Below are 12,153 nucleotides of genomic sequence, written 5' to 3'. Positions count from 1 at the left end.
CCTGCCGCACCGAACTCCTGGACCGGACCCTGATCTGGAACCAGAGCCACCTCCTCCACGCCCTGCGCGAGTACGAATCCTTCTACAACGAACACGGCCCGCACAGGGCCCTGAAAAACGCCGCCCCATGCCGCCCACTACCTGCACCCCTCACCCAACAAGCCCAGCTCACTCACCTGGAAGTCCACAGACGAGACCGGCTCGGCGGAACGCTCCACCAGTACCAGCACGCCGCCTGAGCTGCGCAGATGATGTATCGGCACCCGCAGAGCCGGACGCGTCTCACGCGAGACTCCGCCTGCCGCGGCACGGCCGGCCCCACCGCCACGCCGGGCTTGCAGAGGGCCGAGTGGGGCGTCGATCGTTCCCCAGCGGCCGACGGCACCCGCCGCTCAACTCCGGGAGCATCACGTCACAGCGGCAGGATCATTGATCCGATGTCTCCCCGCCGCAGTCATTGACCTCTCAGCTCGACACCCCTACCTTGCCCGCATGTTTTCGACAAACGAGCATGCCCATGCCGTAAGTCCCGCCAGGACACTCCGATTATTCATCGGGTCTCCTCGCCTCATCGCGGCCTTCCTCTGCGCGCTCCTGCCCATCGGCGCGCTCACCCTGCCCGCACACGCGGCGACCGCGATCACCTACTTCGTCTCGCCCAGCGGCAGTGACAGCAACCCCGGGACCAGTGCCGACGCCCCCTTCCGCACCCTCACCAAGGCGCAGACCGCGGTCCGGGCGATCGACAAATCGACGTCCGGCCCGATCACCGTGACGCTGGCCGGTGGCATCTACCGGCTGACCAAGACGCTGACGTTCACCGCCGCGGACTCCGGCGGCGGCACCGCCGGCACCATCTGGTGGAAGGCGGCGTCCGGACAGGCCCCGGTCATCAGCGGCGGCGTCCAGATCACCGGCTGGACCAGGACCGCCACGGGCAGCGACATCTGGTCCGCCCCGGCCCCCAGCGCCCTGGACACCCGGCAGCTGTACGTGAACGGCGTACGTGCCGTGCGCGCGACAGGCTCCCTGCCGGTATCGGTGACCCAGACGGCGACCGGGTACACCACCGCGTCCGGTGACCCGATGGCCGGCTGGCGCAACCCCTCGGCCATCGAGTTCGTCTACCGCGGCGGCCTCGGGGCGTGGACCGAGCCGCGCTGCCCGGTCGCCTCGGTTACCAGTACCGCCATCACCATGGCCCAGCCCTGCTGGAACAACTCCACCCAGCGCGTGATGCGTCCCGACGACTCGGGCCGCACCTACAACCTGGTCGGCCGCAAGTCGATCACCAAGGCGCCCACGGCGGTGGAGAACGCCTACGAGCTCCTCGACAAGCCAGGTGAGTTCTACCTGGACAAGAGCGAGCACCGGTTCTACTACATTCCGCGTTCCGGGGAGAACCTGACCACCGCGGACGTCGAGGCGCCCTCGCTGGACACGCTGATGGCGTCCTCCGGCACTGCCTCCGACGAGCCCAGCCGCATCGGCTTCCAGGGCATCCAGTTCTCCAACGCGAACTACACGACCACCAACACCGGAACCGGCTTCTCCGAGATCCAGGCGACGTACCAGGTCACCGGCACCAAGGGCTACGCCACCCAGGGACTGTGCGACTTCGTGCCAGGCGGCACCTGCCCCTACGGCAACTGGACCAAGATGCCCGCCGCCGTGCGCTTCCCGTACAGCAGGAACATCCACTTCGACCACGACTACTTCGTCCACCTCGGCGCGGCCGGACTGGACCTCGGCAACGGCGCGCAGAACGCCACGGTCACCGCCTGTGTGTTCACCGACATCTCGGGCAACGGCCTCGACCTGGGCGGCGTGGACATCCCACAGCCCAGCAGCTCGGCACAGCGCACCAGCGGGATCACCGTCAAGGACAGCCACTTCTACGACACCGCCGCCGAATACCACGGCGGGGTCGCGGTCGACGCCGGATACATCGAGACGTCGACCATCACCCACAACCAGATCGACCATGTGCCCTACACGGCCATCTCCATCGGCTGGGGCGGCTGGCCCGACAAGGTGAGCCTGCCGGCACAGCCCAACTACTCCAACAACAACACGATCTCGTACAACCTGATCTACGACCACATGTCGCTGCTCGACGACGGCGGCGCCGTCTACACCAACGGGATCACCGGCACCTCGATGGCGAACGGCGAGCATGTCATCGGCAACGTGGTCCACGACCAGCACAACACCTCGGGCGGCCACGTCCTGTACACCGACAACGGCGCCACCTACGTGTCGATCCTCGACAACGCGGTGTGGAACATCAACGTCTCGCCCTGGGGCAGCAAACACGTGAACTACACCGCCAGCGACGGGACATACGACCCCACGGACATCGAGGGCAACTACTGGCCGGATGGCCCGGCCGACTATGACAACAAGAAGGTCCTGATCAAGAACAACCACAACATCACCGGAGCGGCCCAGGTTCCGTCGGACATCATCGCGGCCGGCGGTATCGAGTCGCAGTACCGGTCGATCCTCTCCTGGCAGCCGGCCTGACACTCACGCACGCACGCTTCAGTTTCGTGAAGCGCCGCCCGCGCCCCGGGTTGCATGAGGTCGCATCAGCTGACGCAACCCGGGACAGGGCCCTCCCGTCTCAGTGACACCGGCCGCGGATATCACCGGTGATGCGGGGACGTCAGGTAGTGCTGCCGCAGCGGCTCCCTACCGTAGTCGTTCCCGTTCGGCGTGCGGATGACGGAGTGGATGTGCTTCTGGCTGGGCCCGTCGGGCCGGGTCCTGCCGTACGCGCCACCCAGCGGCCCGGCCGCCTGGCAGTCGACCTCGATTCAGACGACCGGGCTGTGGACCCGCAGGTAGAAGGGGTCGTCATCACCGGTGCCGCCGATCCAGGCGGCGTAGGTGTTCTCCAGGTGCTTGCGGATCTCGGCCATGCGGACCTTCGTCGCGCCGGCCTTGGCGCGGTTCACGAAGGCCTCGGCGACCGCGAGGAGCTTGCGCCTCTGGGCCGCGGTCAGATCGGTGGCACGGATGCCGGCGTACGCCTCGCGGCGTTGTCGGCGAAGGCGCCCGCCTTCATGTTCTCGTCCGCCTTCGTGGCCGAGATGATCGCGGTCTTCTGCTGGGCCGCGGTGAGCGACTGGATGAACGCCAGGCTCGCCTCGACCTCCTCCTGGCAGACCGAAACGGTCTCGCCGTCGATGACCAGCGAGGTCGGCTCCGACCCCCAGAAACAGGGAGCCGTTTCCAAGCTGGCGTTGCTGACCGCGGGTTGGACAGCTCTGCGCAACGACGAAGCTCCTGGTAGACGGGTTCTCGACCAAGATCACCCGTGCCCGCCAGGAGCTTCGCGTGCTTGTCTACCCCTCCTCGATTGATCTGTCCAGCCGCACCTTGCGCTTCCTGGCCGGACAACTCACGGCCAGGCGGCGGGAGATCGAGACCCGCTGGCGGCGCCTTCCCGCCGCACGCCAGGCCATGCTCGCCCTCGCCCACCTGCGGTGCGGTGACTCCTACGCCCAGCTCGCCGCCGGATTCGGCATCGGAATCGCGACCGTCTTCTTGCGCGAGACTCAGGGCGCGACTGCGGACCGAGGTCAAGGGCCTGCACGGGTCCAATGCCGAGGCCGTGTTGCGCAGGCTGATCCCGATCGTTCGCGGTTGGGCGGCCTACTACCGGGCGGTGGCGTCCACGACGACGTTCTCGTCGCTGGGGCCGGGCGCGCCGGCACCACGCGACGGGGGCTTGCTGTGCACGTAGAGCAGACTGCGGTCGCCGACGTCCAGCCGCTTGGGCATCGGCAGCTCGTAACGCACCGGGCGGTGGTGATCGGCGAGCTGCTTGCGGGGGGTCGTAGACCTGGTTGAAGCGCCACAACATACGGGCGAAGTTCGTCTGTCCCCTGAGGAGGTTGCCGCCGAGTACCCGCAGCGCGCCGAGTGCCGTGGACAGCCCCAGATGCTTGCGGTTGATGACGGCCTGAGTCCGGACGAGCTCCTCGTAGAAGTCCTTCAGCGGCAGCGTGGTCGGGACCACCGCGTGCTGGATGTCGAACAGCCGATAGTCCCGTGTGGTCAGGCGCCTGGACTCGGTGTGCCAGATTTCCGTTCCCGGATAGGGCGTCATCACCGTCAGATGGACGATCTCGGGCATCGCCAGCGCGGATTCCCGTACGACCCGGAAACGCTCCTCGTCCCAGGCCGGATCGACGATGAGGTTGATGGCGACATCGATGCTCAGGCGGCGGGCCGTCTCCAGCGCCTTGACGTTGTCGTCCGGGCTGACGCGCTTGCGGTAGAGGTCGAGCCCTTCCGCGTCGATCGCCTCCATGCCGAGGAACATGTAGCGCAGGCCCAGACGGGTCCAGCGCTGGAAAACCTCCACTTTACGCAGCAGGACGTCGCTACGGGTCTCGAGGTAATACCGCTTGCGGATTTTGCGCCGCTCGAGTTCCGCGGCGATGGCGTGTCCGTGCTCGGGGCGGATGAAGGCGACGTCGTCCACGATGAAGACATTCGGTTCCCGGATACTCGCCATCTCTTCGCCCGCGGCCTCGGGGGACGCCTTGCGGTAACTGCGGCCGTAGAAGGTCCACGCGGAGCAGAACGAGCAGTCCCAGGGGCAGCCGCGGGTGAATTCGCTCGAGGCACAGGGGTCGAGCTCTCCGATGAAGTACCGGTTGCGGCGGCGCATCAGATCGCGGGCGGGTCTGGGCAGGTCGATGCTGTGCAGCATCTGAGGCGCCGGGCCGCGTCCGGAGGGTGTGACGATGCCGGGCATTCCCTCCACACTCCCGTCCCGCAGCCCCTCCAGCAGCGGGCCGATGGCCGGTTCCCCTTCGCCTCGCACGACCGCGTCGACGGCGCCCTCCGCCTGTTCGAGCACCTCCTGGGCCAGGGCTCGTGCGTTCTCGGGCGGTGAGATGCCGCTGCCGGGTGAGGGCGGGTTGTCGGGGTGGGGGTAGGTGATCAACTGAAGGAAGCGGTTCGTGATGATGGAGGTGTCTGACGCCTCATCACAAACGAACCGCTTCCGGATGCCATCCTCGCTGATTACCGCTGTGTCCCGCCACCTCGACCACGATGCGGGCTCCATTCCCGACGACCCCGACCGCCTGCTGGAACTTGCCGACGTCCTCGACATGCTGCCCGATCCGCGCCGTCGACAGGGCCGCCGTTACCGGCTCGGCCGCCCGGCGCCGGCCCGCCTCACCGGCTGGACCAACACCGCCCACCCCAGCGACTAAACGCCCTCTCACACCGCCCTCTGAGCGTTTTACTTGGCGAGTGAGTTGGCCACAATGGTGGCCAGCTTCCGTGCGGAGGAATCGGCGGACAGCAGCTGTTCGGTGCCATGTTCGATGGCCTGGGCCGTCTCGATGGAGCGGGGGAGCATGGTCTTCTCGTAGACGCGGATGGCGTCGTCGACAGTGGCTGCGTTCGCGAGGGCGAGGGCGAGTTCGCCGGCGTCAAGCATGGCGAGGTTGACGCCGGTGCCGAGCGGGGGCATGAGGTGGGCGGCGTCGCCGAGCAGGGTCACCGTCGGGTTGTGGTTCCAGGTGTGCGGGACAGGGAGCACGAAGATCGGGCGGTGGATGTAGAGGCCGTCGTTTTCGGTGATCATCTGGCGCATGCGGGGCGACCAGTGCGCGTACTCGTCGCGCAGCACGGCGCGGATGCCATCGGTGTCCTCGGAGGTCAGCCCCTTGGCGCTGATCCAGTCGACCGGAAGGCGTTGGATGATGTAGACGCGGATGTGGTTTCCGCTGTTGCGCTGGGCGACCAGGCTGCGTTCGCCATCAGCTGCGTGGGCGATGCCCAAGCCGACCAGCTCGGCGATCTCGGGGTGTCGGTTGTCGACGTCGGAGAACTGTGCTTCCAGGAAGCTGATCCCGGTGTACTCGGGGAGGGCGGTGGACACGGCCGGACGTACCCGGGAGAAGGCGCCGTCGGCGCCGATGACCAGATCGGTCTCGATGCTCGTGCCGTCGGCGAAGTGCAATTGCCGCGGCCCATCGGTTGGTCCGCTGATCGTGTCGAGGGAGCGGCCCCAGCGCACAGTTCCCGTCTCCAGGGAGTCGAGCAGCAGGTTGCGCAGCTCGCCGCGGTCGATTTCCGGCTTTAAGAGTTCGTCGGCCGCCGGGACTTGGTGGGACGTGATCGCGCCGGTCGGGTCCATCTGGCGCATTTCCTGCCCTTCGGGACGGGCGAGGGCGAAGAACTCGTCGAGCAGGCCGGCTTCGCGCAGGGCGATCTGGGCGTTGTCAGCATGCAGGTCGAGGGTGCCGCCTTGGTTGCGGGAGTCGCGGCCCGGGTCGCGGTCGTAGACGGTGACCGCGATGCCGCGCTGCTGGAGGATGCGTGCGCAGGTCAGTCCGCCGGGTCCGGCGCCGATGATGCTGATCCTGGCGTTAGCGGGTTCTGGGGACTTCATGGAAGTTCCTTTCGGTCGGAGAAGAGGAGTCACCGGGCGAACAGGGCGGGGCGGCGGCACTCAGAGGTCGCCTCGGTCATGGAGGTGCCTCGTGAACAAAACCAACCCGCGGAGGGCGCGTCGCTGGGCGACGATGGGCGGCAGAGCGAGATCTGCCTCCAGATTGGGGTGAAAAGGGCGGTCCACGCGGGCGGCCTCGACCGAACGCACCGGCCGTCATCCCGGAGTCGCCCTGCCGTGCCGCCAGTAACCGACGAAAGCGATGTCGGACTTGTCGACGCCGCGCTCATGGACGAGGTGCCGCCGCAGTGTCGTGGGCAGGTGATTCTCACCCGCCACGAAGGTGGCGAAGCGCCCTGCCGGCAGGGCGGCCTTCATCACGGTGTCGAGAGCGTAGCGCCCCGGAAGTCCGGGGCGGCCGTCGCGCGGAAGCCAGTGCATGATGACGTTCTGTGGCGTGTTCAACTGCTGGATGTCCGCGCTGCTGGGTACCTCGAGGAACACTTCGCTGGGCAACGCGCCCTCGTCGGAGTCCAGGATGGACAGGATGGCCGGCACCGCGGTCTCGTCCCCTACGAGCAGTTGCCATTCCACGCCATGGGGCGGGCTGTAGGTGGCTCCCTCGTCGAGGATGCCGACCGGTTCGCCGGGGCGGGCGCCCCGCGCCCAGGTGGAGGCCGGACTGTCCCCTTCGTGGAGCGCGAACTCGATGTCCAGTTCGTTGCGGTCGGGCCAGAAGTGCCGGATCGTGTAGAAACGGACGTAGGGGCGTGTCGCCTTGCCCGTCATCATGTATTGCGCCATCCATGTGGCGTCGGACGGGGAGGGCAGCCAGAGTCGGCCCTGCCCGGGCCGCCGGAACAGGAGCCTGAAGGCCTGGTCGACTCCGATCGGCCGGAAGTCCTTGAGGTCCTCTCCGCCCACGGTCACCAGCAGGAAGTTTCCGGGCCTCCACTCCTTGCGCACGACTTCGACCGACAGCATCCGACGGCTGACGGGCTTGATCCGGTTCATGGTGACGTCCTCTTCCCACGCATCGACGCCGCAACGGGAGGTGGGTAACGCACCACGCCCGGGCATCAAGTCAGGCATGCCTAACCGTAGAATGGCGCTTGTGCGCATGGTGGCCATGCGATACCCCGGAACGGCCAGACCGTGATCGGAGCACGGGGCGAACGGGACTGGTGGGCTGGGGCGGGACGGATCGGCGGATGGAGAGATGAGCGTCATGGCTCAGGTGACAGCTCTGGGCGAGGGAGCCGCCTCTCCGATCCTGAGCATCGATCACCAGCATGCGCATCCGCCCCTCCAGGTGGCACCCCATACCCATTCGGAGCCGATGCTGCTGTGGGCGTCGACCACTTCCGTCACCCTGCGCACGGTCTCGCACGACTGGCTGGTGCCTCCGGGGCACGGCCTGTGGATTCCTGGCCGCGTCGAGCACACGGGGACGACACGGCACGCCGGTGAACTGTGCGTCATCCGGTTCATGGCCACGCGCTGCCCCATCGACTGGGCGCAGCCCACCGGCGTCGCCGTCCAACCGCTGCTTCGTGAGCTCATCCGATACCTGCGGGCCGAGCCGGACGCGGCGAGCCGCCGGCATGCCGAAGCTCTCCTCTTCGAGGTCCTCCTGCCGCTGCCGACCCACTCGATCCAGGTGCCCATTCCCGCCGAACCGCGCTTGCGTACGATCACCGAGCGACTCATTGACTCGCCCGGAGATCAGCGAGAACTGGCGATGTGGGCGGCGGAGGTGCACAGCGGGGTGCGTACTCTGTCACGGCTCTTCCTCGCCGAGACGGGGCTGACCTTCTCGCAGTGGAGGACTCGGGTCCGTGTCCGCGCCGCAGTAGGCCATCTGGCGACCGGCGCGTCCGTCAAGGCCACCGCGCGGGCTGTGGGATACCGAAAGCCCAGCGCCTTCATCGCCGCCTTCCAGCGCGTGACTGGGCAGACGCCCGGTACCTACGGGGGCGAGTAGGAGCCATGCAGCGAGTGCGGTTTGGTGTCGCATGATGTGACGCTCGGGTTGAGCGGGTTGTCAGCTGTGCTGGGATTGGTCCCCTTTGACGGACATCATCCTTCTGGAGCGGCAGCCACTGATCTTCGATGTCCGCCGAACGGGATCAAGCCCAGGTGTGGGCCCAAGGCGCCTGCGCGCTCACCTGCCGGGTTGGATGAGGTCGAGTGCATGGTCGGGGTGTGACGTGTAGTAGTCGGTGGCGTGGGCGGTGTTGGTCCAGCCGGTGAGGCGGGCCAGGGCGATCGCGATGTTACGGAAAGTGGCCATTGCGCGGGGCGTGTTCCCGGTCCGGATCTTGGAGGCGTCCTCGGCGAGGGTGGTGTCCCGGACGTGGTGATGGGCTTCGACGTGCCAGTGCTCGCGCACCGCTCGGGCGAGCTGAGCGTCGGTCGCGGAGAACGCGTCGTGGCTGGTGACGGCATAGACGTGCTCGATCTGGATCTTCCCGCTGTGCAGGTCGCGTCGGCGGCGGGTGACCTTGATCGCCTGGGCGGCGTGCGGGAGCCGCAGCCGGCGCGAGACCTGGACGGCTTTGAGGCGGCGGATCTCATCACGGCCGTGCTGTGGGGTTCCAAAACAGGGCCGCCGCACTGACCTGCGAACTTATCCGGCCCTTTCATACTCATTGATAAGTCCTCCTGGAACGGGTCGACGCTTGATCCGTTCTTGCGAGAGGTCGGCGATGGGAAGGTCGGGTCGGGGCGGTTTGAGTTGGCGTCCGCGGTGGGGTCTTCGCCCGTTGTAGTGGCGGGCGTATTCGTTGAGCGCGGTGCGAAGGTGGCGCCGGCCGAGGATGAGCATGCGATCAGTCACCTCGGAGCGGACGGTGAGTACGAATCGTTCCGCGTACGCGTTCGCGCGGGGGCTGCGCGGAGGGATCTTCTCGACCGTGATGCCGGCGCCGGCGAGGACGGCGTCGAACGCATCGGTGAACTGCCCGGCCCGGTCCCACACCAAGACCGTGAACTCGGATGCTCGGTCTCCCAGTTCCATGAGGAGGTTGCGTGCCTGCTGGGTGGTCCAGGGGCCGTCGGGATGGGAGGTGGTGCCCAGGATGTGTACGTAGCGGGTGCCGACCTCGATCGCGAAGAACACGTAAAGGCGTCGCAGAGTGAGGGCACAGTCGATGTGGAAGAAGTCGACGGCGAGCATGGTCGATGCCTGGGTATGCAGGAACTGTCGCCATGTCGTGTCGGTCTGCCGTTTGGGTGCTGGCGGTATGTTCAGATGTTTGAGGACTCTGCGGATGGTGGAGGCACCGATGCGGTGACCGAGCCCCATCAGCTCGCCTTGGATCCGCTTGTACCCCCAGGATGGGTTCTCTGTTGCGAGCCGTTCGATGAGCGTGGCGATTGCTTCGTCGAGAGGAGGGCGGCCGACCTTGTGTGGATAGGTCCATTTTCGTGCCACCAGGCGGCGGTGCCAGCGCAGGAGCGTGCCGGGGGTAACTAGGGCCTGTCCGGTCGATCATGTGCGGAGCCAGATAACGAGGGCTGCGGCGGTGACGGTTCCGAGGCAGACGTAGCCGCGTTTGTCGTATCGAATGGCCACGGCCCGGGACTGTTTCAGCTTGTTGATGGCCCGTTCGACGGTGTTGCGTTTCTTGTAGCACTGCTGGTGGAGGCCGGGTGGCCGTCCGCCGCGTGATGATCGCGTCGATCAGCGCCCGCTTGTCCGCGTAGTGCCAGCAGAGCGCCCCCGGTCGCACGCCCAGGCTCTTCCCGAGTGCCTGCATGGTCAGGCCGTCGAGGCCCGTCTTGTCGAGTTGATCGAGTGCGCCGACGAGCACGTCTTCCCGGCGAAGGCGCATGACACGTCCCTGGCTTCACACTTGACGATCTTTCAAGTGTGTTGCCACACTCAAGGAGCGTCAACGTGAAAGTTGTTCAGTTCCTGATGGGAGGCCATGGGATGACGGAAGGGCGCGACAACGTGTCGCGCACGCTCGACTTCGTCCGAAAAGTGCAGGAAGGGGGGTGCTTGGAACTCTTCGACGACTTCGTGCACCCGGACTTCCGCAACCACACCGCCGAGCCGGGAGGCGCGGCGGACCGCGAGGGGGCCCGCGCGACCATGGCAGCCCTGCACGCAGCCCTTGAGGATCTGTCGATCGAGATCGTCCACTGCTTCGGGCAGGGCGACCTGGTGGCCACCACTAAGGTCGTACGAGGACGGCACGTCGGCAACTGGCTGGGTCAGGCGCCGACCGGAAAGCGGGTCGGGCTTCGCATCATGGACTTCCTCCGCTTCACTGACGGCCGGATCATCGAGCACTGGAGCACACACACCCCGCTGGACTAGGGCCTGTCCGGTCGATCATGTGAGTTTCGGATGGTCTGGTCGTTGGTCTGGGCATGGGGCGGGGTGATCTGACGGATGCGGAGTGGGAGCGGTTGCGGCCGTTTCTGCCGGTGGGCAATGGCCGGTGCGGGCGGTGGCGGGATCACCGGCAGGTGATCGACGGGATTCTGCACCGGGTGCGGACCGGGGTTCACTGGCGTGACCTGCCGGAACGCTTCGGGCCGTGGAAGACGGTCTATGAGCGGCACCGGCTGTGGTCGGCCGACGGCACCTGGGAGCGGCTGCTCCAGCAGGTCCAGGCCGAAGCGGATGCCGCCGGTGAGATCGACTGGGACATCGGGGTGGATTCCACGGTGGTGCGCGCTCACCAGCACGCGGCGGGAGCCCGCATCAGCCCGCCGCCCGCGCCTGCCACGTCAAAGGGGGACGGGGGCGGGGAACACCAGGTCGAACCGTCGTGGCGGAGCCTTCACGCCCGCCTGGCGGAGGTGGTGAAGCAGGTGAGGGACTGGGCCGCTCGCGGGGCGGCTTCACCACCAAGATCCACCTGAGCGCCGAGGGCCGGTGCCGGCCGCTGTCCCTGCTCATCACGCCCGGGCAGCGGGCCGACTGCACCCAACTCGAGCCGGTGCTCGACAAGATCCGCGTCCCGCGGACCGGGCCGGGCAGGCCCCGCAAGAAGCCCGACACCCTCGCCGCGGACAAGGCCTACAGCAACGGACCCTGCCGGGAGAGTCTGCGCCGCCGGGGCATCCGCCACACCATCCCGGAGAAGGCCGACAGCCAGGCCGCCCGCCGCCGCAGAGGATCACGTGGCGGACGGCCGCCCGGCTTCGACAAGCAGCGCTACAAGAAACGCAACACCGTCGAGCGGGCCGTCAACAAGCTGAAACAGTCCAGGGCCGTGGCCACGCGCTACGACAAACGCGGCTACGTCTACCACGGAACTGTCACCGCCGCAGCCCTCGTCATCTGGCTCCGCACATGATCGACCGGACAGGCTCTAGTCTCTGTGCGCGCAGCTTTCTCGGCAGAAGACGGACGAGAGCGGTGAGGATCGCGCGGTCCGCCCAGGTCAAGCGCGGCCTCGGAGTGCTGCGGCGCAGCACGGCTACCTCATGGCGGAGCTCGAGTAGCTCGACGTCCTTGGATGTGGAGGAACGGCCGAGTAGCACGAACCAGCTGAGTAGCCGAGTGGCGAGCAGGTAGAGCAGGCGCAAGAACACGGACTACGATCCTGCCCGATCAATGACGCTCCATCGATCTTTGCTGGTCAAGAGGCTTGGCCCCAATTATGGAACCCCACAGGACTCGCCCGCCGGGCCACCCAGGCCGGAGTGGACTTCCGCGCGGTGGCGGCCGACTGTGCCTACGGCGACCAGGACGGTTTCCGCGGCGAACT

At 67.2% G+C, this 12,153-nt stretch carries 10 protein-coding genes and 5 pseudogenes; 8 read left to right on the top strand and 7 right to left on the bottom strand.

Going from position 1 to position 12,153, the window contains the following annotated elements:
- Both ACFXB5_RS48830 and ACFXB5_RS48825 read left to right on the top strand, forming a co-directional pair.
- Positions 1 to 239: pseudogene (locus ACFXB5_RS48830) on the top strand (integrase); the annotation flags it as partial.
- Between the two features lie 253 nt (positions 240 to 492).
- The gene (locus ACFXB5_RS48825) at positions 493 to 2,526 is read left to right on the top strand and encodes a fibronectin type III domain-containing protein (RefSeq protein ID WP_385221284.1); all 2,034 of its coding nucleotides are present in this window, start codon (positions 493 to 495) and stop codon (positions 2,524 to 2,526) included.
- A gap of 293 nt (positions 2,527 to 2,819) precedes the next feature.
- Here ACFXB5_RS48825 and ACFXB5_RS48820 read toward each other — a convergent pair.
- A pseudogene (locus ACFXB5_RS48820) lies at positions 2,820 to 3,241 on the bottom strand (DUF3500 domain-containing protein).
- Between the two features lie 101 nt (positions 3,242 to 3,342).
- Between ACFXB5_RS48820 and ACFXB5_RS48815 the strand changes: the two are divergent.
- Together ACFXB5_RS48815 and ACFXB5_RS48810 are read left to right on the top strand one after the other, a co-directional pair.
- Positions 3,343 to 3,552, top strand: a pseudogene (locus ACFXB5_RS48815) (transposase family protein); the annotation flags it as partial.
- A complete protein-coding gene (locus tag ACFXB5_RS48810; RefSeq protein WP_385221282.1) occupies positions 3,497 to 3,751 on the top strand; it encodes a group II intron maturase-specific domain-containing protein in 255 nt (84 codons plus the stop codon). The pseudogene ACFXB5_RS48815 and the gene ACFXB5_RS48810, both read left to right, overlap by 56 nt.
- On the opposite strand, the pseudogene hpnR reads toward ACFXB5_RS48810, so the two are convergent.
- Positions 3,664 to 4,888 (bottom strand): annotated as a pseudogene (gene hpnR, locus ACFXB5_RS48805) (hopanoid C-3 methylase HpnR); the annotation flags it as partial. The gene ACFXB5_RS48810 and the pseudogene hpnR overlap by 88 nt on opposite strands.
- Positions 4,889 to 4,979: 91 nt before the next feature.
- On the opposite strand from hpnR, the gene ACFXB5_RS48800 reads away from it, so the two are divergent.
- Complete coding sequence (locus ACFXB5_RS48800; protein ID WP_385221279.1) at positions 4,980 to 5,237, top strand: hypothetical protein; 258 nt, start codon at positions 4,980 to 4,982, stop codon at positions 5,235 to 5,237.
- 29 nt (positions 5,238 to 5,266) lie between these two features.
- Here ACFXB5_RS48800 and ACFXB5_RS48795 read toward each other — a convergent pair whose 3' ends face one another.
- Positions 5,267 to 6,424, bottom strand: a complete 1,158-nt coding sequence (locus ACFXB5_RS48795; RefSeq protein ID WP_385221276.1) for an FAD-dependent oxidoreductase — start codon at positions 6,422 to 6,424, stop codon at positions 5,267 to 5,269.
- 216 nt (positions 6,425 to 6,640) lie between these two features.
- On the bottom strand, positions 6,641 to 7,438 hold the full coding sequence (locus ACFXB5_RS48790; protein ID WP_385221273.1) for a siderophore-interacting protein: 798 nt from the start codon (positions 7,436 to 7,438) through the stop codon (positions 6,641 to 6,643).
- A gap of 214 nt (positions 7,439 to 7,652) precedes the next feature.
- On the opposite strand from ACFXB5_RS48790, the gene ACFXB5_RS48785 reads away from it, so the two are divergent.
- On the top strand, positions 7,653 to 8,408 hold the full coding sequence (locus ACFXB5_RS48785; protein ID WP_385221271.1) for an AraC family transcriptional regulator: 756 nt from the start codon (positions 7,653 to 7,655) through the stop codon (positions 8,406 to 8,408).
- A gap of 180 nt (positions 8,409 to 8,588) precedes the next feature.
- Here ACFXB5_RS48785 and ACFXB5_RS48780 read toward each other — a convergent pair whose 3' ends face one another.
- From ACFXB5_RS48780 to ACFXB5_RS48770, 3 genes and pseudogenes are all read right to left on the bottom strand, one after another.
- Entirely contained in the window at positions 8,589 to 9,041 is a 453-nt protein-coding gene (locus ACFXB5_RS48780; protein ID WP_385221268.1) for a hypothetical protein, read from the bottom strand.
- A 12-nt stretch (positions 9,042 to 9,053) separates the two neighbouring features.
- Complete coding sequence (locus tag ACFXB5_RS48775) at positions 9,054 to 9,860, bottom strand: integrase core domain-containing protein (protein WP_385221265.1); 807 nt, start codon at positions 9,858 to 9,860, stop codon at positions 9,054 to 9,056.
- Between the two features lie 57 nt (positions 9,861 to 9,917).
- Positions 9,918 to 10,103: pseudogene (locus tag ACFXB5_RS48770) on the bottom strand (IS5/IS1182 family transposase); the annotation flags it as partial.
- A gap of 222 nt (positions 10,104 to 10,325) precedes the next feature.
- On the opposite strand from ACFXB5_RS48770, the gene ACFXB5_RS48765 reads away from it, so the two are divergent.
- Positions 10,326 to 10,751 carry an ester cyclase gene (locus ACFXB5_RS48765; RefSeq protein WP_385221263.1) on the top strand — a complete coding sequence of 142 codons (426 nt, stop codon included), beginning with the start codon at positions 10,326 to 10,328 and terminating at the stop codon, positions 10,749 to 10,751.
- A gap of 53 nt (positions 10,752 to 10,804) precedes the next feature.
- A protein-coding gene (locus ACFXB5_RS48760; RefSeq protein ID WP_385221260.1) for an IS5 family transposase occupies positions 10,805 to 11,739 on the top strand; the annotation gives its coding sequence in 2 pieces (ribosomal slippage) (positions 10,805 to 11,243 and positions 11,243 to 11,739; 936 coding nt in all).
- The last annotated feature ends 414 nt before the right edge of the window (positions 11,740 to 12,153 follow it).

The organism is Streptomyces sp. NPDC059455, assembly GCF_042750115.1.
Classification (GTDB): Bacteria; Actinomycetota; Actinomycetes; order Streptomycetales; family Streptomycetaceae; genus Streptomyces; species Streptomyces endocoffeicus.
This window is presented reverse-complemented; position numbering and strand designations above follow the sequence as displayed.

What these genes read in the sequence shown, in the direction of transcription:
- ACFXB5_RS48790 (WP_385221273.1), bottom strand. Translation starts at nt 7,438, where the DNA reads ATGAACCGGATCAAGCCCGTCAGCCGTCGGATGCTGTCGGTCGAAGTC.
- ACFXB5_RS48825 (WP_385221284.1), top strand. Translation starts at nt 493, where the DNA reads ATGTTTTCGACAAACGAGCATGCCCATGCCGTAAGTCCCGCCAGGACA.
- ACFXB5_RS48785 (WP_385221271.1), top strand. Translation starts at nt 7,653, where the DNA reads ATGGCTCAGGTGACAGCTCTGGGCGAGGGAGCCGCCTCTCCGATCCTG.
- ACFXB5_RS48795 (WP_385221276.1), bottom strand. Translation starts at nt 6,424, where the DNA reads ATGAAGTCCCCAGAACCCGCTAACGCCAGGATCAGCATCATCGGCGCC.